Genomic DNA, 20,366 nt, shown 5'->3' on the forward strand with positions numbered 1-20,366 from the left:
ATGGCGGCGCTAACTCCCCGCGGCACGTCCGCACAAGTCGGGCTCCAGGTGAGCCCCCAGGAAAGGTCTACCGATGTCCGCACGGATCTACTCAGACATTACCAAGACGGTGGGTGGCACCCCTCTGGTCAAGCTCAACCGACTGACCGGCGACTCCACCGCCACGGTGCTGGCCAAGCTCGAGTTCTACAACCCGTCCAGCAGCGTGAAGGACCGTATCGGCATTGCCATCGTCGACGCCGCAGAGGCCTCGGGGGAACTGCTGCCCGGTGGCACCATCGTCGAGGGCACCAGCGGCAACACCGGTATCGCACTGGCCCTCGTGGGCGCGGCCCGCGGCTACAAGGTGATCCTGGCCATGCCGGAGACCATGAGCAAGGAGCGCAAGATCCTGCTGCGCGCGTACGGTGCCGAACTCGTTCTGACCCCGGGGGCCGCCGGCATGCGCGGCGCCGTCGAGAAGGCGCAGGAGATCGTGGCCGAGACGCCCGGTGCGATCTGGGCCCGTCAGTTCGACAACCCGGCCAACCCGGCCATCCACAAGGCCACCACGGGTGTGGAGATCTGGGACGACACCGACGGAGCCGTCGACCTGCTCGTCGCCGGCATCGGAACCGGCGGAACCATTACCGGAGCCGGCCAGCTGCTCAAGGAGCGCAAGCCCTCGGTGCGCGTGATCGGCGTCGAACCCAAGGACTCCCCCATCCTCAACGGCGGCGCACCCGGCCCGCACAAGATCCAGGGCATCGGCGCCAACTTCGTGCCGAGCGTTCTCGACACCCACGTGTACGACGAGGTCACCGATGTGACCCTCGCCGACTCGGTGGCCACCGCTCGCGCCCTCGGCACCCAGGAAGGCATCCTCGCCGGTATCTCCGGCGGAGCTGCGGTCTGGGCCGCCCTCGAGCAGGCCAAGCTGCCCGAGAACGCCGGCAAGACCATCGTCGTCATCGTCCCCGGCTTCGGCGAGCGGTACATCAGCACCGTGCTGTACGAAGACCTGGTCGACTAGGCCTCCGTTCCATCCGACCGACGAGAAGACTGGTGCCCGGTATGGGAGTGTTCGCCCGCGTTCGCGAAGACATTGCGATGGCGCAGCGACACGACCCCGCCGCGCACAGCAAGGCCGAGGTGGTCCTCGGCTACAGCGGCGTGCACGCCGTCTGGGCCTATCGGATCACGCACCGGCTATGGCTCGGCGGCTACCGGCTGCCGGCCCGGTTGCTCTCGCAGTTCGCCCGCTTCCTCACCGGGGTGGAGATCCACCCCGGTGCGAGCATCGGCCGTCGCCTGTTCATCGACCACGGCATGGGCGTGGTCATCGGCGAGACCGCCGTGGTCGGTGACGACGTGATGCTCTACCACGGGGTCACCCTGGGCGGGAAGAGCCGGCACGGGGTCGTGGCAGGCGCCCGGCGCCATCCGCTGCTGCACGACGGGGTGACGGTGGGAGCAGGCGCCAAGATTCTGGGCCCCATCACCCTGGGTGAGTGGTGCACCGTGGGGGCCAATGCCGTGGTCACCAAGGATGCTCCGGCGCGTTCGATCCTGCTGGGAATCCCCGCCCGCGTGCAGCCGGGCACGGCCGAGGACATCAAGGCCGCGCGCTGCCTGCTCAGTTCGACGCCTGAACCCGCCTGATCCGCGTTTTCTGCGAAACGGCCGCGCACAACGGATGCCGTCCCGCAGGATCTTCGAGCCCGGCAATCCGCTGTAACACCCGGCCGGATTGTGTCTGTTCTTGGCAGAATAGTTGTCATGACAACTTCAGCCGACGCCCCCACCGCCGCTCTCTCCCTGCCGATCCTGGACCTCTCCAGGCTCGACGCAGGCCCAGAGGAAGCCGCGGCGTTCCGTGCGGAGCTGCGCGAGGTGACCCACGAGTACGGGTTCTTCTACCTCACCGGCCACGGCGTTCCGGCCGAGCTGATCGAACGAGTCATGACCACGTCCCGCGCGTTCTTCAACCTCCCCGAAGGCGACAAGATGGCCATCGAGAACCTCCAGAGCCCGCACTTCCGCGGCTACACCCGGGTGGGCGGCGAACTCACCCAGGGCAAGGTGGACTGGCGCGAGCAGATCGACATCGGCCCCGAGCGCCCGGCGCTGGAGCTCACGGCGGACGACGCCGACTACCTGCGCCTCGAGGGACCCAACCAGTGGCCGGAGAACCTGCCCGCCCTCGAAGAGGTCATGACCCAGTGGCGCGCCGAGCTCAATGACGTCGCCCTCCGGTTGATGCAGGCGTGGGCGCTCTCCCTCGGCGCGCCGCAGGACATCTTCGACGCGGCATTCGCCGAGAAGCCCTCGACCCTGATCAAGATCGTGCGCTACCCGGGCAAGTCCGACCCCACTCCCAAGCAGGGCGTCGGGGCGCACAAGGACTCCGGGGTGCTCACGCTGCTCTTCGTGGAGCCCGGCAAGGGCGGCCTGCAGGTGGAGAAGGACGGCGAGTGGATCGACGCTCCCCCGCTCGACGGCGCGTTCGTGGTGAACATCGGCGAGCTGCTCGAGGTGGCCACGGATGGCTACCTCAAGGCCACCGTGCACCGGGTGATCTCCCCGCTGATCGGCACCGACCGCATCTCCATCCCGTTCTTCTACAGCCCGGCGCTGGACGCCACCATCCCGGTGCTCACGCTGCCGGACGAACTGCACGCCCCCGGCATCACCGTGGACCCGGAGAACCCGATCTTCGCCACCTACGGCGAGAACTCACTGAAGAGCCGAATGCGCGCGCACCCCGACGTCGCGGCCATCCACCACGCCGACCTGCTCACCTAGCGGTCAGGCCGCGGGAGCGGGGGCGTCGAGCGCGAGCTTGACGCCCACCGCGCCCAGCAGGGTTCCGGTGATCCAGCGCTGCACGACCAGCCAGGTGGGCCGGCTGCGCAGGAACACCGCGATGGCGCCGGCCGCCAGCACAATCGCAGCGTTCACCAGCATGCTCACGGTGATCTGCACCCCGCCGAGGATGAAGCCCTGGAGCATCACGTTTCCCGCGGAGGGCGTCACGAACTGCGGGATCAGGGCGAGGTACATGATGGCCGCCTTGGGGTTGAGCAGGTTGGTGACCAGGCCCATCCGGAACAGCTTCGCCCGGGAATCCACCGGCAGGTCCCTGGCCTCGAACAGCGACAGCCCGCCCGGCTTGAGGGTTTTCCAGGCCAGGTAGAGCAGATACGCCGCACCGGCGATCTTCACGGCCGTGTAAAGCCACGGCACCAGTAGGAACACCGCGGCGAGCCCCACATTGGCCATGGTCATATAGACGAGGAATCCCACCAGGGTGCCGGCCAGCGATACCATGCCGGCGCGCCAGCCTTGCCCGATGCTGCGGGAGACCAGGTAGATCATATTGGGGCCCGGGGTGAGGACCATGCCCAGGGCCACGAGGGCCATGCCGATGACGGCGGGTAACGTGACCATGATCAGGACAGCTCCTTCGCGAGCCAGTGCTCGGCATACGGTTCGGTGTTGAACGGGTCGACCTCGGCGTAGCCGGATCGGGCATAGAGACGGCGGGCCTCGACGAGATCGCTGCGCACCGTCAGCCGGAGAGTGCTCAGGCCCGCCGCCACGGCGAGGCCGTCGAGGTGGGCGAGCAGCCCGGCGCCGGCGCCGCTCCCCCGGGCCGCGGTCGCCACGTACACGCGGGTCAGCTCGCCGACGCCGTGGCCGACGAAGCGCACCCCGCCGCAGGCCACCGGGTCGCCGTCCAGCATCCCGATCACGAGCACGCCGGTGTCGCCTGTCAGGTCGTCGCTCGGCTCATCCGCCATCGCGGAGTCGACCTCGGCGGGCAGCGCGGCCCGGCCCCAGTACCGGCCGACGATGTCGTCGTAGTACTCCCTCAGCAGGGCCGCGGCAGCGGGCGAGCCCGGGTCGGTGGTGACAAAGGTGAGCCCGGGCATGGTTGAAATCCTAGCGGCACAGAAAAAGACGCCCGGGCCGAAGCCGGGGCGCCTTTTCAGGTGGAGCAGGAGCTAGTCGTGGTCGCCGATCTCGGCGAGGCGGGTGGCCTCGTCGGCGGTGATGCACGAGTCGATGACGGCATCCAGGGCGCCGTTCATCACGGTGTCCAGGTTGTACGCCTTGTAACCGGTGCGGTGGTCCGCGATCCGGTTCTCCGGGAAGTTGTACGTGCGGATGCGCTCTGACCGGTCCATGGTGCGGATCTGGCCCTTGCGCACCAACGAGGCGGCCTCGTCGATCTCTTCCTGCTGCCGGGCGAGGACGCGGGCGCGGAGCACCCGCATACCCGCTTCCTTGTTCTGCAGCTGGCTCTTCTCGTTCTGCATCGCCACCACGATCCCGGTGGGAAGGTGGGTGATGCGCACGGCGGAGTCGGTCGTGTTGACCGACTGGCCGCCGGGGCCGCTGGAGCGGTACACGTCGATCTTGAGGTCGTTCGGGTGCAGCTCTACCTCTTCGGGCTCATCGACCTCGGGGAAGACGAGAACGCCCGCCGCCGAGGTGTGGATGCGTCCCTGCGACTCGGTGGCCGGCACCCGCTGGACGCGGTGCACACCACCCTCGTACTTGAGGTGCGCCCAGACGCCTTCAGCGGGGTCGGCCGAGTTGCCCTTGATGGCCAACTGGATGTCCTTGATGCCGCCGAGGTCGCTCGTTGTCTGCTCGATGATCTCGGTCTTCCAGCGCTTGGACTCCGCATAGTGCAGGTACATGCGCAGGAGGTCGGCGGCGAACAGTGCGGACTCCGCACCACCCTCCCCCATCTTGATCTCCATGATCACGTCGCGGGCATCCAGCGGGTCACGCGGGATCAGCAGGCGGCGCAGCTTTTCGGCTGCGTCCTCCAGCTGGTCCACGAGCCCGGGAATCTCGTCGGCGAAGGACTCATCCTCGTCGGCGAGTTCACGAGCGGCTTCGAGATTGTCGCCAATCTCTTTCCACTCGTTCCACGCGGCGATGATGCGGCTGAGCTCGGCGTAACGACGGTTGACCTTCTTGGAACGGGCGGGGTTCGCGTGCAACTCCGGGTCCGCCAACTGGGACTGCAGCTCGTCGTGCTCAGCCTGCAGAGTCAGGACAGACTCGAACATCAGTGATCCTTGTCTGACCCGTTCGGGGTCGGCATCGACTTCTGAACCTGCATCAGGAACTCGACGTTGGACGAGGTCTCCTTCAGCCGGCCCAGGATGACCTCGAGCGCCTGCTGCTGCTCGAGTCCGGCCAGCGCGCGGCGCAGCTTCCAGGTGATCTTGACCTCATCGGCGCTCATCAGCATTTCTTCGCGGCGGGTGCCGGATGCGTTGACGTCGACGGCCGGGAAGATGCGCTTGTCGGCCAGGTGGCGCGACAGGCGGAGCTCCATGTTGCCGGTGCCCTTGAACTCTTCGAAGATCACCTCGTCCATCTTGGACCCGGTCTCCACCAGAGCGGAGGCGAGGATGGTGAGCGAGCCACCGTTCTCGATGTTGCGGGCAGCACCGAAGAACCGCTTGGGCGGGTACAGCGCGGATGCGTCGACGCCACCGGAGAGGATGCGACCCGACGGCGGGGCCGTCAGGTTGTAGGCGCGGCCGAGGCGGGTGATCGAGTCGAGCAGCACGACGACGTCGTGGCCCAGCTCGACGAGGCGCTTGGCGCGCTCGATGGCGAGCTCGGCGACCGTGGTGTGGTCCTCGGCCGGACGATCGAAGGTGGAGGCGATGACCTCACCCTTCACCGTGCGCTGCATGTCGGTGACCTCTTCGGGACGCTCGTCGACCAGGACGACCATGAGGTGGACCTCGGGGTTGTTCGTGGCGATGGCGTTGGCGATCTGCTGCATGACGATGGTCTTGCCGGCCTTGGGCGGTGCGACGATCAGGCCGCGCTGGCCCTTGCCGATCGGGGCGACGAGGTCGATGATGCGCTGGGTCAGCTTGCCCGGCTCGGTCTCGAGGCGCAGACGCTCCTGCGGGTAGAGCGGGGTGAGCTTCTGGAACTCGACGCGGGTCGCGGCTTCCTCGACGGTCAGGCCGTTGATGGAGTCGACCTTGACGATCGCGTTGTACTTCTGGCGGCCGCTCTGGTCACCCTCGTGCGGCTGACGGATCGAGCCGACGACGGCGTCACCCTTGCGCAGGTTGTACTTCTTGACCTGGCCGAGCGAGACGTAGACGTCGCTGGCGCCGGGCAGGTAGCCGGAGGTGCGCACGAAGGCGTAGTTGTCGAGGACGTCCAGGATGCCGGCAACCGGGATGAGCACGTCATCGTCGGTCAGCTCGGGCTCGAAGTCGTCGTTCGTGGTGGCGCCGCGACGCTTGCGGTCACGGAAGCGGCTGCGGTTGTTGCGGCCGTTCAGCTCATCCTCGGGGCCGGAGTTGCGGTCAAGGCCCTGGTTGCGGTCCTGACCCTGACGCTCCTGCTGGGCGCGGTCGCTCTGCTGGCGGTCGTTCTGACGGTCCTGCTGACCCTGGCCACGGTTGCCCTGCTGGCGCTGGTTGGCCTGGCGGTCGCCCTGCTCGTCGTTGCCACGGTCATCCGTGGACTGCGTCGAACGGTCACCCTGGTTGCGGTCACCCTGGTTGCGGTCGCCGCCGCGGCTGCGGTTGCGGTTGCGGCCCTGGCGCGGCTGCTCGACGAAGTCGGCCGCCTCGGCGGTCTCGCCGGCCTGCGCGTTGTCGGCGGACTCGGTCTCGGCGGGCACGGTCTCGGCCTGCTGGGTGTCGCTCTGCTGGGCGTCGGCCTGCTCGGCCGGCTCGGAGCGCTCGGTGCGGGCACCGCGCTGGTTGCGCTGGCGTCCGCCGCGCTCGTTGCGCTCGGCACGCACAACGCCCTCGGGGCGCTGGATGCGGGATTCGGTGCTCTCGGCCTCGACGACGTCGGCCTCGGCCGCTGCGGTCGTGGTCTCCTCGGCGGGAGCCTCGTAGCCGTCTTCGGCGTTCTGGGCTTCGATCAGCGCGCGGGCGTCGAAGGCGTTGCGCGCCGTGGAGGCGTTGTTGTTGTTGCGGTTGTTTCCGCCGTTGCGAGAGTTGTTGCGGCCCTCGTTACGGTTGTCGCCGCGGCCCTCGGTGCGCGCCTCGTTGCGGCCGTTGCCGCGACGGTTGCGGCCGGTGCCGGACTGCTCGGTGGCCTGCTCGGTGCCGGACTGCTCCGGAGCGGACTGCTGGGTGGCGGTCTGCCGGCCGGTCTTGGCGGCGGGCGCCTCGACGGCGGGCGCGGCGGCCTCGGCGGCGTTCGCCTTGGCGACGGCCTCGGAGATGGCGGCCTCGGTGATGGTGGCGGTGCTGGCGCGCTTGCGGGCCTGGCGAACCGGCTTCTCCACGACGGGGGCATCGGCGACGATGTCGCCCTCGGTGGCGCCGGCGTAGGTGGTGGGGGCCGTGGTCTTGCGGGTCTTGGCTGCCTCGGGGAGGATCAGGCCGAGACCCAGGTCGCCGTCGGCGTTGACGTGGGCGACGGCGGGGGCCGCGGTGGCGGTGGTGACGCGGCGCGAGACGCGCTTCTTCGGCGCGGCCTCAGCGGGCGCCTCGGCGACGGGCGCGCTCTCGACGGGCGCGGCGGCGACCTCGACGGGGGCGTCGATCACGATAGCGTCGGCCGCGGCGGGCTCGGTCGTCTGGGACTGGTTCGCGGTGATTGCATCCACGAGCTCTCCTTTACGAAGTTTTGATGCGCCCTGGATACCCAGTTCGCCCGCCAGAGCCTGAAGCTCGGCGACGCGAAGGGTGGCAAGGCGTGAGATATCCACACCATCGGTGTGGAGATTGACGTTGGTCACGAAGTATTGTCCTTTCCCCTGGCGCCTCTTGGCCGGCCAGAGAAGATGTTGCAGCGCAGGTGGGCTGCGGGTGATCCAGTCCCACGCAGTGGCGGATTGGAGTGAACACACACAGCCACGCACAAATACGCAATAGCAGTGAGTTACAGGGAATACACCAGAGAACAGATCCGCGCAGGCGGTTTCTATCGGGTGCGCAACCACTCTAGCAGGTTCGGGCGCCCGGATCAGGTGAGCTCTGCACCGAAACATGAGAAGAGCCCCGTCCCGGTGCCGGGAAGGGGCTCTCTACTCAGGCATCGGTCAGACGTCGGTACGGATGACCGTGGCGCCCTTGAAATCGACGGCCAGCATGAGCGTCTGCCAGGGCGTCTCGCTCTTCTCGGCCACGAGTTCCGCGGCCACCAGACGCTGGCCGGGGTCGCTGGCCAGCACCAGGATCGACGGTCCCGCGCCCGACACCACAGCGGCGAAGCCGTGTTCGCGCAGCAGCGTGATCAGCCGGTTGGTCTCGGGCATCGCGGCGGCGCGGTAGCTCTGGTGCAGCTTGTCCTCCGTTGCCGCGAGCAGCAGCTCCGGGCTCTGGATGAGCGCCGCGATGAGCAGTGCGGAGCGGGACAGGTTGAAGACGGCGTCTTCGTGCGGCACCGATTCGGGCTGCAAGCTGCGGGCGAGCGCCGTGGACATGGCGTGCACGGGCACGAAGACCAGCGGGGAGACGCCACGGTGCACCATGAGCTTCTTGTGCTTCGGGCCCTCCGGGGTCATCCAGGCGATGGTGAGTCCGCCGAACAGGGCGGGCGCCACGTTGTCGGGGTGCCCCTCCATCTCGGTGGCGAGCACGAGCAGCGCGTCCGAGTCGATGTCGACGATGCCCTCGAGCAGACCCTTGGCGGCCATGATGCCCGAGACGATCGCGGCACCGGATGAGCCCATGCCGCGGCCGTGCGGAATCACGTTCTCGGCGATCAGCTTGAGCCCCGGCATCGGGATGTCGTAGGCGGCGAAGGTGTGCGCGATGGCGCGCACCACGAGGTTGCTCTCGTCGGTGGGCACCTCGCCCGCGCCGATGCCGTGCACCTCGACGAAGACGCCGGGCTCGTCCAACACTTCCACCTGCAGGTGGTCGTAGTGGGCAAGGGCCAGGCCCAGGGTGTCGAAACCGGGGCCGAGGTTCGCGGTGGTGGCCGGAACCTTGACGACGACCGAACGGCCGGCCAGCGCGTTGCGTCCCGCTACGGGGAGCGCGGTGGTCATTTCTGGCCCAGGCCCAGGAGTTCGGCGATCGCGGAGGTGTCGACGGGCACGATCGTGGGCTTCACGTCGCTGCCGTCGGCCGTGCGGAGGGCCCACTGCGGGTCCTTCAGGCCGTGGCCGGTGACGGTGAGCACCACGGTGGAGCCGGCCGGGATCTGGCCGGCGTCGGCACGCTCGAGCAGGCCCGCGACGCTGATCGCGGAGGCCGGCTCGACGAAGATGCCCACCTCGGCGGAGAGGATGCGGTAGGCCTCGAGGATCTTTTCGTCGCTGATGGCGCCGAAGTAGCCGTCGCTCACCTCGCGGGCGTTCAGGGCGAGGTCCCAGGAGGCCGGGTTGCCGATGCGGATCGCGCTGGCGATGGTCTCGGGGTGTTCAACGCGGTGACCGAGCACGATCGGGGCGCTGCCTGCGGCTTGGAACCCGAACATCCGGGGCAGTTTGGTGGTGGCGCCGCGGGCGAGCTCTTCGCTGTAGCCGCGGAAGTAGGCGGTGTAGTTGCCGGCGTTGCCGACGGGCACGATGTGGATGTCGGGGGCGTCTTCGAGCACCTCGACGACCTCGAAGGCCGCGGTCTTCTGGCCCTCGATGCGGTCGGGGTTGACCGAGTTGACCAGGTGCACCGGGTAGTTCTTGGCCAGGTCGCGGGCGATGTCGAGGCAGTCGTCGAAGTTGCCCTGCACCTGCAGCAGCTGCGCGTTGTGCGCGATGGCCTGGCTGAGCTTGCCCATGGCGATCTTGCCCTCGGGCACCAGCACGACGGCCTTGATGCCCGCGTGGGTGGCGTAGGCCGCGGCGGAGGCCGAGGTGTTGCCGGTGGAGGCGCAGATGACGGCCTTCGCACCGTCTTCGACGGCCTTGGACATGGCCATCGTCATGCCGCGGTCCTTGAACGACCCGGTGGGGTTCATGCCTTCGTACTTCACCCACACCTTGGCGCCGGTGCGCGCGGAGAGCGCGGCGGCGGGGATCAGCGGGGTGCCGCCCTCACCGAGCGTGACGATGGGGGTGGCATCGCTGATGTTCAGCCGGTCGGCGTACTCGCGGAGCACACCCCGCCACTGACGGGACTGGGTTTTCACCATCTGGTGCTGACCGGTCTCTCGTTCGCTGGACATCAGACTCCTTCAACTCTTAATACGGATGCGACATTGGTGACGACACTGTTGGCGGCAAGGTCGATCACGGTCGCGGCAAGCGCAGCCTCCGTGGCCTCGTGCGTTCCAATGACTAGGGTAGCTGTGCCCGACACGGCGGCGTGACTGCCGCTGACGGGCTCTGCGGGCGTCATCGACTGTTCGACGAGCGCGAGCGAAACCTCGTTCTTGCTGAACACGCCCGCGATCGTGGCGAGCACGCCAGGTTCGTCGGTCACCTCGAGGGTGACCGCGTACCGCGTGGTGACCTTGCCGATATCGAGCACCGGCAGGTCCGCGTGGATGGAAGCGGCGAATCCCGGGCCGCCCACGACGTGGCGGCGGGCCACCGAGACGAGGTCGCCGAGCACGGCGGATGCGGTCTGCACTCCCCCGGCACCGGCGCCGTAGAACATCAGCGGGCCGGCGGCCTCAGCCTCGACGAAGACGGCGTTGTTGGCGCCGTGCACCGAGGCGAGCGGGTGGCTGTGGTGCACCATCGCCGGGTAGACGCGGGCGGAGACGCCCTCTTCGCCGGTCTCCGGGTCGATCAGGCGTTCGCAGATGGCAAGCAGCTTGACCACATAACCGGCCTTGGTCGCCGATTCGATCTGCTGCGGCGTGACGCCGGTGATGCCCTCGCGGTAGACCTTCTCCAGCGGCACGTGGGTGTGGAACGCGAGGCTGGCCAGCAGCGCGGCCTTCTGTGCGGCGTCGTACCCGCCGATGTCGGCCGTGGGGTCGGCTTCGGCGTAGCCGAGCTCGGTGGCGGTGGCGAGGGCCGCTTCGAGGGTGTCGCCGGCCACATGCATCCGGTCGAGGATGAAGTTGGTGGTGCCGTTGACGATGCCGAGGATGCGGTTGACCGTGTCGCCCGCGAGGCTGTCGCGCAGGGGACGCACGATGGGGATTGCACCGGCGACGGCGGCCTCGTAGTTGAGCTGGGCGCCCACCTGGTCGGCGGCTTCGAAGAGTTCGGCGCCGTGTTCGGCCAGCAAGGCCTTGTTGGCGGTGACGACATCGGCGCCGGAGTTGATCGCCGTGAGGATGTAGCCGCGGGCCGGCTCGATGCCGCCCATGAGCTCGATCACGATGTCGGCGCCGAGGATCAGCGAGTCGGCGTCGGTGGTGAGAAGCTCCCGGGGCAGGTCAGCCGACCGCGGGGCGTCGAGGTCGCGCACCAGGATGCCGACGAGCTCGAGGCCCGCACCCACCCGGTTGGCGAGCTCGTCGCTGTGCTCGAGCAGGAGCCGGGCCACCTGGGCGCCGACGGATCCACCTCCGAGCAGGGCGACTCGCAGATTGCGGTATTCGATCATCGGGTGCTTTCCTTCATGTCGTTGGTCGAGCCAGCCTCGCTGGTCGAGCGTGTCGAGACCCCCGCGTCCCGCGCCAGCAGATCGTCAATCGTTTCCCCGCGAACGATGACCCTGGCTTCTCCGTGAACGACCGCCACGACGGCGGGCCGCCCCACATAGTTGTAGTTGCTCGCGAGCGACCAGCAGTACGCGCCGGTCGCAGGCACCATGAGCAGATCACCCGGAGCCACATCCCCCGGCAGGTAATCGGCGTCCACGACGATGTCGCCGCTCTCGCAGTGCTTGCCGGCCACGCGCACCAGCGCGGGTGCGGCATCCGAGACCCGGTCGGCGATGCGCACGGAGTACTCTGCGCCGTAGAGGGCAGGTCGGGCGTTGTCGCTCATGCCGCCGTCGACGCTCACGTAGAGCCTGGTGTTCTCGCCGATGCGCACGGGCTTGGTGGTGCCGACCTCGTAGAGGGTGACGCCGGCCGGTCCGATGATGACGCGGCCGGGTTCGATGGCGATTACGGGCACCGGGATGCCGCGGCGGGCGCACTCGTCGGCCACGATGTCGGCCAGGGCTGCGGCCAGGTCGGCCACCGGGCTGGGGTCGTCGACGCTGGTGTAAGCGATGCCGAAGCCGCCGCCGAGGTTGAGTTCGGGCACCGGGCCGCCGGCCAGCAGGTCGGCCTGCAGGCTGAGCAGCCGGGAGGCCGACTCGGCGAAACCGTCGACGCCGAAGATCTGCGAGCCGATATGGCAGTGCAGCCCGAGGAAGTTGAGGCTCGGCTGGGCGCGGATCGCGGCGACGAGCGCCGGGGCGTCCTCGAAGACCACGCCGAACTTCTGGTCTTCGTGCGAGGTGGCGAGGAACTCGTGGGTGTGCGCGTGCACCCCGCTGTTGACCCGCAGGCGCACGTTCTGCACCAGGCCGTGGCGGCCGGCGGCCTCGGCGACCCGCTCGATCTCGATGGGACTGTCGATGATGATGGTGCCCACGCCCACGCGGGTGGCGTCGTCGATCTCGGCGCGGGACTTGTTGTTGCCGTGGAAGCCGATGCGGCCGGGAGCGACGCCCGCGGCGAGGGCCACGGCGAGTTCACCGCCGCTGCACACGTCGATGTTGAGGCCCGCGTCGACCATCCATCGGGCCACCTCGGTGGAGAGGAACGCCTTGGCGGCGTAGTAGACGCGCACGGTGGTGCCGATGCGGGCGAACTCGGCGTCGAACGCCGCGCGCAGCTCGGTGGCGCGGGTGCGAGCATCCGTTTCGTCGATCACATAGAGAGGAGTGCCGAATCGGGCGGCCAGGTCGACGGCGGTGACGCCGCCGATCGTGATGGCGCCGCCGTCGGTGCGCCGGGCCGAGGACGGCCAGAGGGCGTCGGTGAGCGTGTTGGCATCAGCTGGGGAGCTGAGCCACTCGGGGGCGAGTGGGTTATGGGCCACGGGTGAAAACCTCACAGGAGTCAAGTGGGTGTCTCACGAAGTGGCGAGCGAACCCGGATTGGTCCCTGAAGCCAGCGAAGAGACGCGCCGAAAGGGGCGCGGGAATCTACCGGAATTCTAGCGACTGCGAGTTGCGCACGCCGAATCAAGCGGGGGAACAGCTGCCCAGGGTGGTGAGCGACTGTTCGGTGAGCGTCAATGTGCTCGACTCCAGCGTAATGGTTACACGCTCGGGCGTTGTCTCCACGTCGCTGAGCGTGACCCCCTGGGGCAGGTAGTCGGCCACGCACACGCTGATCGGTTCACCGCCGAGCACCAGGTCCATCAGCCGGCTCACGTCCAGGCCGCCGGAGCCCGCGGTGACCTCGGCGCCGGTGGGAGTGAGCACCAGGGCGTCGGGGGTGACGCTCGGCGCGGCCGTGGCCTGGTAGCCGATGGTCACGCCGAAGATGCTGAGCTCGCCCGTGTAGGTGACCTCGTCAGTGCCGAGCTCGAGTTGGGCGTCGCGCGCCTCGGGAGCGGCATCCGCATCGGCCAGCGCGGTCTGCAGCAGCGCGTTGAGGGCGACCTGGTCGAGTTCGATGGCACCATCGACGTGGCCGATGGGCTGGCTGGTGTCGGTGGGCACATCCATGGCGTCAATCGACACGGATGCCGGCACGCCGTTCACGGCCAGCGCCGGCGCGGTCAGCTGCACGCGTTCGAAACTGCCGGTGAGGTACTGGACAATGACCGAGGTTCCGCCGATGGCCACGTTCACGTCACCCGTGACGCCCTCCGGCAGGTTGGCGTCGATCTCGCTCGCGATGCGGTTCTGCGCGTAGCCGCGGAGCCCGGCGTCGACGGCGAAGAAGATACCCACAAGCGCGAGCACCGCCACGACCGCCACCAGCAGGCGGCGGGCGGGTCGGCGTCGTTTCGGCGGCGTGGCAGTCAAGCGGGCGACTGCCTACATCCGCTCGGGCGCCGAGACGCCGAGCAGGCCGAGGCCGTTGCGGATGACCTGGCCGGTGGCGTCGTTCAGCCACAGGCGGGTGCGGTGCAGATCGGTGACCGGCTCCTCGCCCAGCGGGATGACGCGGCAGTTGTCGTACCAGCGGTGGTAGTAGCCGGCGACCTCTTCGATGTAGCGGGCGATGCGGTGGGGTTCACGCAGTTCGGCGGCCTGGGCCACCACGCGCGGGTACTCCTGCAGCACACCCAGCAGCGCCGATTCGCTGTCGTGGGTGAGCAGTTCGGGGGCGAACGCGCTCTGGTCCACACCGGAATCCACGGCGTTGCGGCCCACGGAACAGGTGCGGGCGTGCGCGTACTGCACGTAGAAGACCGGGTTCTCGTTGGTGCGCTTGCCGAGCAGGTCGAGGTCGATGTCCAGCTGCGAGTCGCTCGAGGAGCGCACGAGCGCGTACCGGCCGGCGTCCACGCCCACCGCGTCGACGAGGTCGTCGAGGGTGACGATGGTGCCGGCGCGCTTCGACATGCGCACGGGCTCGCCGTCCTTGAGCAGGTTGACCATCTGGCCGATGAGGATCTGCAGGTTGACGCCGGGCACGTCACCGAACGCCTCGACCATGGCCATCATGCGGCCGATGTAGCCGTGGTGGTCGGCGCCGAGCATGATCAGGTTCTGGTCGAAGCCGCGCTCGCGCTTGTCGAGGTAGTAGCCCAGGTCGCCCGAGATGTAGGCCGGTTCACCGTTCGAACGGATGATGACGCGGTCGCGGTCGTCGCCGAAGGTAGTGGTGCGCAGCCAGATGGCGCCATCCGCTTCAAAGATGTGGCCGAGCTCACGCAAACGCGCGATGGCCTTGTCGACAGCGCCGGACTCGTGCAGGGAGTCTTCGTGGAAGAAGACGTCGAAGTCGACGCCGAAGCCGTGCAGCTTCTCCTTGATCTCGGTGAACATGAGGTCGACGCCGATGGCGCGGAAGATCTCCTGCTGTTCCTCGCGGGGCAGGGCGGCGATGTCGCCCTCGTAGATCTCCACGACCTTGGCGGCGATGTCGCCGATGTACGCTCCGCCGTAGCCGTCCTCGGGGGTGGGCTCGCCCAGGTAGGCCGCGAGCACGCTGCGGGCGAACCGGTCGATCTGCGAACCGTGGTCGTTGAAGTAGTACTCGCGCGTCACATCCGCGCCCTCGGCCTTGAGCACGCGAGCGAGGCTGTCGCCCACCGCGGCCCAGCGCACGCCGCCCATGTGGATGGGGCCGGTGGGGTTGGCCGAAACGAACTCGAGGTTGATCTTGATGCCGTCGTACATGTGGCCGGTGCCGTAGACCTCGCCGGCGTTGACGATGGTCTGGGCGAGGGCTCCGGCGGCGGATGCCTCGAGGCGGATGTTGATGAAACCGGGGCCGGCAACCTCCACAGAGGCGATCTCGGGCATGGCTTCTAGGCCGGCGGCGAGCTCGGCGGCCACGGCGCGCGGGTTGGTGCCCAGCGGCTTGGCGATCTTCATGGACACGCTCGACGCCCAGTCGCCGTGGTCACGGTTGCGCGGGCGCTCCAGGGACACGTCGGCGAGGCTCAGAGACAGGTCAGCGACCTCGATGCCTTCCCCGCGTCGTCGCCCAACCAGGTCGTTGACGAGGTTGAGCAGGGACTGAGAAAGTTCGGCAGGGGTCACGGCGAACAAGCTTACCCGGCGTCCCTCTTGGTAAGGTCAACGCGTGACCCACTCCAGCACGTCTTCCCTCGCCACCGGCCGCCGACTGCGCGCTGGACTCGCCCTTTCCGGCGCCGCTCTCGCATTGATCGCCCTGGCCGGATGCGCGCCGGCCGGTGATTCCGCGTCGTCGGCCACGCCCACCCCCAGCGTCTCGGCCACTCCGACGCCCACTGCGTCGGCCACGTCCACCGCTGAGCCCACCGAGTCGGCCCCTCCGGCGCCTGTCGCCGAAGGCACCGCCGTCGACAAGACCTGCGACAGCATCCTGACCGCCGATGACGTCTACGCACTCAACCCCAACTACAGCGTCGACCCGGGCTATGCCCCGTCGAGCGACACCGCCGTTACCGCAACCACCTACAACGGTGTCTCCTGCGGGTGGATCAACCAGTCGAGCGGAGAGGTCATCGAGGTTTCGCTGGCGCTGCCCAACGAGACTCTCACCAATGCGCTCAAGGATGCGGCACTCGCGAACGGCGACATCGTTCCCACCTACGGCACCGCGCCCGAGGTCGAGGGCTACTTCAGCCAGTCCGCCAGCACCGCCCAGGTCTTCACCAACGGCTACTGGGTAGCCGTCGCCTCCCCCGGCATGGTGGAGCCCGGCGACGCCGAGCGCATCGTGGGCACGGTTCTCGGCAACCTGTAGGGCATCTCGCGGGGGTCGCCGCTCCTCCACAGGCGGTCGTGTTTTCGGGTTCTCCACCGCTGATTCATTGGGATGCAGGGTGTCGGTGGCTGGTGCTTCACTGTCCCTATGGCCACCTCGAATGCCACACCAGACAGCACCCCGGATCACACCCCGGATGATGCCGAACGCCTCACCGGACACTCCGCCACGGCCGGCGTTACCGACGAGCCGGACGACTATGCGGATCCGGTCGCGGAAGCGATCAGCGCGGTCATCGACCCGCTGATCGAGAACGAGAAGGCCATCGCAGCGGGGTACGCCGAGCGCACTCGGCTCCTGGCCGAGCTGGACCGGCTCGGCCACGACCGGAGGATCATCGCCGGCCTCTGCGGTGACCCCATCGAGTCCGGCCGGGGCGACCCCGACACCCAGAAACACGGCCCGGCGTGGGACGACGTTGAGTTGGCCCGTCGGGCGATGGCTGCCGAGGTCGGTTGTGCGTTGCGGATGCATTTCCAGACCGCCGGCATGATGATCTTCGACGCCGCCCGGCTCACGGAGCAACTACCGCGGTTCCACCGGGCGTTGGCGGAGGGCCGGATCGGCTGGGGCCACGTGATGAAGATGCTCGACGTCACCGCCGCCCTCCCCGTCGACCTGCCCGACCATGTGCTGCCGAAGCTCGAACAGATGACGCTCACGGCGGCGGAGAAACTCACTCCCGGCAAGTTCGGCAAGGTCGCCCGGGAACTCCTGGAATCCCTCCACCCGATCCCGCTGCAGGAGCGGGTCAACGCCGGCATCCGCGAACGCCGGGTGGTGCTCCGCCCCGACATCAACGGGATGTCGTGGCTGAACGCGTACCTCAAGGCCGACGAAGCCCAGGCGATCTACGAACGCCTCACCCAGATCGCGAAAACCCTCAACGACGACGCAGAAGCCGACGTCACGACCAGCGAGACCACCGGCGCCGCGCCCGGCGCTGCGCCCGGCGCTGCGTTCACCGCGCCGCGGCCCGACGCTACCGTCCGCCGCTCCCGCGACCAGCGCCGCGCCGACGCCTACCGCGACCTGCTGCTGGACGGTATCGGCCCCGACGGAAAACTCGGCCGCGGTATCCGCGGCACCGTGCACATCACCGTCCCGGTGCTCACTTTGCTCGGCCAGAGCGACCAACCGGCGATCCTCGACGGTTACGGGCCCATCGACCTGGAGACCGCCCGGCGCCTCACCGGTACGGCGACGAGTTTCACCCGCATCCTCACCCACCCGACCACCGGCTGCGTCCTCTCCGTCGACCGGGAGTCGCATAACCCGCCGGCGGATCTGCGCCGGTACGTGCAGATCCGCGACAACACCTGCCAAACCCCCGGCTGCAACCGCCAAGCCGTCTACAGCGAGATCGACCACACCCAGGCGTGGAACACCGGCGGCCCCACCAGCGCCACCAACCTCGTCAGCCTCTGCCGACCCGACCACCGGCTCAAACACCAAAGCAGCTTCACCACCCGACAAGCCCCCGACGGCACCCTCACCTGGACCAGCCCCGGCGGCAAGACCTACACAAACCCCCGCGCCCACGACCTCGTCCGCGCCGCCCTCCAGCCGCCCGCGACAACGCAGCCGCCCGGGCAACCAGCACAGACAAAGCCGCCGAAGATAGCCGGGCCGACACCCACCACCATGTCACCACCCCTCTCCCTACCGGTTTCTGGGCCTCCTCCCGAGCCCGACGAGACCCCGCCCTTCTAGCCCGCATCCGCGCACCCGGTGCGTCTCCGCTCCCCCGCCCCTCTGAGGGGCCAACACCGCAGCCCAGGGATGCTAACCTAGAGTTTCCTGGGCCCCCATAGCTCAGGGGATAGAGCACTGCCCTCCGGAGGCAGGGGCGGCAGTTCGAATCTGCCTGGGGGCACACTTCTTGGGGCCACGCCGCTCGGTGCCTATCAGTCGGCGTCCTCGCTTTCCGCTGTCTCTCCCCCGGCTTGATCTGACATCAGTCCCAGGGTGCGGGCGCGACGATAGAAGGTGGCGCGGGACATCCCGAAATCGCGCACTACCTGTGCCGTCGGCTCTCCGGCTTCGATGAGTCGGTTGGCGTTACGGATTTGTCGGTTCGTGATTCTTCGTGGCCGGCCACCAAGATTCTTGCCGGCCCTGCGGCGCCTGTCGATCGAGTCGAGCACGCGCTCGCGCTTGATTTCGTGCTCCATCTGCCCCAGAGCAGCCATGGTCGTGTACAGCATGGATCCCGGCTGTGTCGCCGTGTCGACGTCGCCGCCGCCAAAATCGAGGACTCGAAGCTCAACCCCGCGGCTGCTCAGGCTTTCGGCGAAGGCAAGCACATTCTGCGTCGATTTGCCCAGCCGGTCTAAAGACACGATCACGAATGTGTCGCCAGGCTCAAGCGCCATGACAGCGAGATCAAGCTGAGGACGAGGTGCCCGTGCTCCAGAACTCCCCTGATCGATATATAGGTCGTCACGCCGCACGCCCGCCGCCAAGAGTTCGGCCCGCTGTCCGTCCGTGGCTTGCTGCCGAGTCGAGATTCGGGCGTATCCAATCAGCTTGATCACAGCACTCCTTCGTTGTCTCATAACTGATACTGCGCACCGCAATTTAAGCCAACGGTTATGCGACGTAGTTACGAGATTCGACTCGCCCAACATGGAGATAATTTCAGAGGAAGCCCAGATCAAGGCTTGGAGATGTCTCGAAACCCTAGGGTTTCGAGACACAATTCGCACTTGAATGGGCCTGGAATGAAAGGCTGGTGCGCCGGCACCGTAGCAGCGATCCTCGGCTATGGTCGCGCGACGAACTCGGGTGAATCCGTGAGCGTAGTCGGAAACAACGGAAGCACCTGCAGCTCAGAGGATTGGGCGTACAGTCACGGAACACGAGCCGACTCGGCTTCGAAGCGGAGGTTATGTTGACCATTCTGATGGGAGTGCTGTTGGTGGTCGCGGGACTGGTTGTATCTACATTTTCAGGGGTTGTCGAGGCACGCGCTGCAAGCGGGCTGCAGGTCACTTTGTGGAAGAATCCGACGGGGTATCGACGCCCATTGGCCAGCTCACTCCTGCTCGTGGCTGCCACGCTACTTGTTGGTATCGGGGCATTCTTTCTCCTTCTCGACTGGGGGCCGGCGGCTATGTTGTTACTCAGCCTGGTCTTCGTACCTCCTTTCTTGGTCGTCGCAATTCACAACAGATCAAATAAGGCGAGCACATAGCGCTGTCGCTGGGTGAGTTTCACCCAGCGCGACGATGGTCTGGTCGCGTGATACCACGACCGGGCATAGCGGTGAAATCCTCGTATCCCATGGGATGGGAGACGTAAAAGATGCTTCTCGCCTCCGATGCCCCGGAAACTGAAGGTGGACCAGCTTGGCCGCATGACAACCCGAACCGCAACAGCAGTGCTCGTGCGGGCCATCCTCTGGTTCGTCGCTGGGGTAGCTCTCTCGATCTACGGGGAGTCTCTGTGGTGGCGGTTGTCAGGTGTCCTCTTGTATGCGCCAGCCATCGGCCTGATCATCTGGGCAGGACGCTCACTCCGCGCTGCACGTAACAGAATCGACCATGCATAGCTGGCTCCCACAAGGGATGGTGTCTCCTAACCGCAGCGCCTAATAACCCATGGGATACGAGACGGTGGTGTCGATGCCGATGACAGCCGGACAAGCGTTTCATCCCTAGGCGCGTGACGGCCGGTGGCGACTAATCTGACGAGTATCTCCGTCCCAGTCGGTAGGTGAAAGATCAGATCAGATCGAATATTCCCTTGTGCTAGCTTGGCGAAATGACTTGGGATGCATCCGCCGTTGGAGCAATGTGGTTAACCGTCGCTATTCTCGCTGGAGGCTATGCGCGCACACGTAACAGATCCGCTTGGACCTGGTTTCTCTTGACGCTGTTTCTGGGGCCGTTGGCGGCATATCTGCTCGTGGTATGGCCCACCCGTGAACGCATCACGGCCGGCACTGAACTGACGAACGGGCCCTCCGCCAGGTAGCTAACGGATGCCCCCAACTGGCAACGCCGAAGCTTGACCATTGCCTTCCTCGACAAGTGAGGAACGTGTCGCGAAACCTAACCGCCGCATATCCCATGGGATACGAGACACCGGGGTCTCGGTGCGTAGGGTTTCGAGAAAGCAGCTGTATCGTGCCGGTGACGTATCGCTCG

The 20,366-nt window shown here is 67.5% G+C and carries 16 protein-coding genes and 1 tRNA gene; 6 read left to right on the forward strand and 11 right to left on the reverse strand.

Annotated elements, in window-relative coordinates; all coding sequences use genetic code 11:
• Positions 1 to 73: 73 nt before the first annotated feature.
• From cysK to DOE79_RS06640, 3 genes are all read left to right on the forward strand, one after another.
• Positions 74 to 1,012, forward strand: coding sequence for a cysteine synthase A (cysK, locus tag DOE79_RS06630; RefSeq protein ID WP_066593652.1), 939 nt, complete (start codon positions 74 to 76; stop codon positions 1,010 to 1,012).
• Positions 1,013 to 1,053: 41 nt separating this feature from the next.
• The gene (gene epsC / locus DOE79_RS06635; RefSeq protein WP_120337807.1) at positions 1,054 to 1,641 is read left to right on the forward strand and encodes a serine O-acetyltransferase EpsC; all 588 of its coding nucleotides are present in this window, start codon (positions 1,054 to 1,056) and stop codon (positions 1,639 to 1,641) included.
• A gap of 117 nt (positions 1,642 to 1,758) precedes the next feature.
• Positions 1,759 to 2,784 (forward strand): isopenicillin N synthase family dioxygenase, encoded by a 1,026-nt coding sequence (locus tag DOE79_RS06640; RefSeq protein WP_120337808.1) that lies wholly within the window; start codon positions 1,759 to 1,761, stop codon positions 2,782 to 2,784.
• Positions 2,785 to 2,787: 3 nt separating this feature from the next.
• Here the strand turns inward: DOE79_RS06640 and DOE79_RS06645 are convergent, their stop codons facing one another.
• The 10 genes from DOE79_RS06645 to argS all read right to left on the reverse strand — a co-directional run bounded on the left by DOE79_RS06645 (position 2,788) and on the right by argS (position 15,503).
• Positions 2,788 to 3,429 carry a LysE family translocator gene (locus tag DOE79_RS06645; protein WP_120337809.1) on the reverse strand — a complete coding sequence of 214 codons (642 nt, stop codon included), beginning with the start codon at positions 3,427 to 3,429 and terminating at the stop codon, positions 2,788 to 2,790.
• A 2-nt stretch (positions 3,430 to 3,431) separates the two neighbouring features.
• Positions 3,432 to 3,914, reverse strand: coding sequence for a GNAT family N-acetyltransferase (locus tag DOE79_RS06650; protein WP_120337810.1), 483 nt, complete (start codon positions 3,912 to 3,914; stop codon positions 3,432 to 3,434).
• Between the two features lie 72 nt (positions 3,915 to 3,986).
• Entirely contained in the window at positions 3,987 to 5,066 is a 1,080-nt protein-coding gene (gene prfA, locus DOE79_RS06655; RefSeq protein ID WP_066593635.1) for a peptide chain release factor 1, read from the reverse strand.
• A complete protein-coding gene (rho, locus tag DOE79_RS06660) occupies positions 5,066 to 7,984 on the reverse strand; it encodes a transcription termination factor Rho (protein WP_120337811.1) in 2,919 nt (972 codons plus the stop codon). The genes prfA and rho overlap by 1 nt, the downstream gene beginning before the upstream one ends.
• 51 nt (positions 7,985 to 8,035) lie before the next feature.
• Positions 8,036 to 8,989, reverse strand: coding sequence for a homoserine kinase (gene thrB, locus DOE79_RS06665; protein WP_120337812.1), 954 nt, complete (start codon positions 8,987 to 8,989; stop codon positions 8,036 to 8,038).
• Positions 8,986 to 10,107: a threonine synthase gene (thrC, locus tag DOE79_RS06670; protein WP_245977168.1), complete on the reverse strand. Its 1,122-nt coding sequence runs from the start codon at positions 10,105 to 10,107 to the stop codon at positions 8,986 to 8,988. The genes thrB and thrC overlap by 4 nt, the downstream gene beginning before the upstream one ends.
• Entirely contained in the window at positions 10,107 to 11,444 is a 1,338-nt protein-coding gene (locus DOE79_RS06675; RefSeq protein ID WP_120337813.1) for a homoserine dehydrogenase, read from the reverse strand. The genes thrC and DOE79_RS06675 overlap by 1 nt, the downstream gene beginning before the upstream one ends.
• Positions 11,441 to 12,877, reverse strand: coding sequence for a diaminopimelate decarboxylase (lysA, locus tag DOE79_RS06680; RefSeq protein ID WP_120337814.1), 1,437 nt, complete (start codon positions 12,875 to 12,877; stop codon positions 11,441 to 11,443). The genes DOE79_RS06675 and lysA overlap by 4 nt, the downstream gene beginning before the upstream one ends.
• A 145-nt stretch (positions 12,878 to 13,022) precedes the next feature.
• The gene (locus tag DOE79_RS06685; RefSeq protein ID WP_120337815.1) at positions 13,023 to 13,814 is read right to left on the reverse strand and encodes an LmeA family phospholipid-binding protein; all 792 of its coding nucleotides are present in this window, start codon (positions 13,812 to 13,814) and stop codon (positions 13,023 to 13,025) included.
• A 12-nt stretch (positions 13,815 to 13,826) separates the two neighbouring features.
• Entirely contained in the window at positions 13,827 to 15,503 is a 1,677-nt protein-coding gene (gene argS, locus DOE79_RS06690) for an arginine--tRNA ligase (protein WP_120340208.1), read from the reverse strand.
• A 43-nt stretch (positions 15,504 to 15,546) separates the two neighbouring features.
• On the opposite strand from argS, the gene DOE79_RS06695 reads away from it, so the two are divergent.
• The 3 genes from DOE79_RS06695 to DOE79_RS06705 all read left to right on the forward strand — a co-directional run bounded on the left by DOE79_RS06695 (position 15,547) and on the right by DOE79_RS06705 (position 18,091).
• Positions 15,547 to 16,194, forward strand: a complete 648-nt coding sequence (locus tag DOE79_RS06695; protein WP_120337816.1) for an iron ABC transporter ATP-binding protein — start codon at positions 15,547 to 15,549, stop codon at positions 16,192 to 16,194.
• Between the two features lie 108 nt (positions 16,195 to 16,302).
• Positions 16,303 to 17,928 carry an HNH endonuclease signature motif containing protein gene (locus tag DOE79_RS06700; protein ID WP_162942628.1) on the forward strand — a complete coding sequence of 542 codons (1,626 nt, stop codon included), beginning with the start codon at positions 16,303 to 16,305 and terminating at the stop codon, positions 17,926 to 17,928.
• Between the two features lie 91 nt (positions 17,929 to 18,019).
• Positions 18,020 to 18,091, forward strand: a tRNA-Arg gene (locus DOE79_RS06705).
• A gap of 31 nt (positions 18,092 to 18,122) precedes the next feature.
• Here DOE79_RS06705 and DOE79_RS06710 read toward each other — a convergent pair.
• Positions 18,123 to 18,752: a recombinase family protein gene (locus tag DOE79_RS06710; protein ID WP_120337818.1), complete on the reverse strand. Its 630-nt coding sequence runs from the start codon at positions 18,750 to 18,752 to the stop codon at positions 18,123 to 18,125.
• Positions 18,753 to 20,366: the final 1,614 nt, after the last annotated feature.

Source organism: Cryobacterium soli, assembly GCF_003611035.1.
Classification (GTDB): Bacteria; Actinomycetota; Actinomycetes; order Actinomycetales; family Microbacteriaceae; genus Cryobacterium; species Cryobacterium soli.

Coding starts and splice junctions, on each gene's coding strand:
- epsC (WP_120337807.1), top strand. CDS start 1,054: ATGGGAGTGTTCGCCCGCGTTCGCGAAGACATTGCGATGGCGCAGCGA.
- prfA (WP_066593635.1), bottom strand. CDS start 5,066: ATGTTCGAGTCTGTCCTGACTCTGCAGGCTGAGCACGACGAGCTGCAG.
- cysK (WP_066593652.1), top strand. CDS start 74: ATGTCCGCACGGATCTACTCAGACATTACCAAGACGGTGGGTGGCACC.
- DOE79_RS06640 (WP_120337808.1), top strand. CDS start 1,759: ATGACAACTTCAGCCGACGCCCCCACCGCCGCTCTCTCCCTGCCGATC.
- thrB (WP_120337812.1), bottom strand. CDS start 8,989: ATGACCACCGCGCTCCCCGTAGCGGGACGCAACGCGCTGGCCGGCCGT.
- DOE79_RS06650 (WP_120337810.1), bottom strand. CDS start 3,914: ATGCCCGGGCTCACCTTTGTCACCACCGACCCGGGCTCGCCCGCTGCC.
- thrC (WP_245977168.1), bottom strand. CDS start 10,107: ATGTCCAGCGAACGAGAGACCGGTCAGCACCAGATGGTGAAAACCCAG.
- rho (WP_120337811.1), bottom strand. CDS start 7,984: ATGTTTCGGTGCAGAGCTCACCTGATCCGGGCGCCCGAACCTGCTAGA.
- DOE79_RS06645 (WP_120337809.1), bottom strand. CDS start 3,429: ATGGTCACGTTACCCGCCGTCATCGGCATGGCCCTCGTGGCCCTGGGC.
- DOE79_RS06675 (WP_120337813.1), bottom strand. CDS start 11,444: ATGATCGAATACCGCAATCTGCGAGTCGCCCTGCTCGGAGGTGGATCC.
- DOE79_RS06700 (WP_162942628.1), top strand. CDS start 16,303: ATGGCCACCTCGAATGCCACACCAGACAGCACCCCGGATCACACCCCG.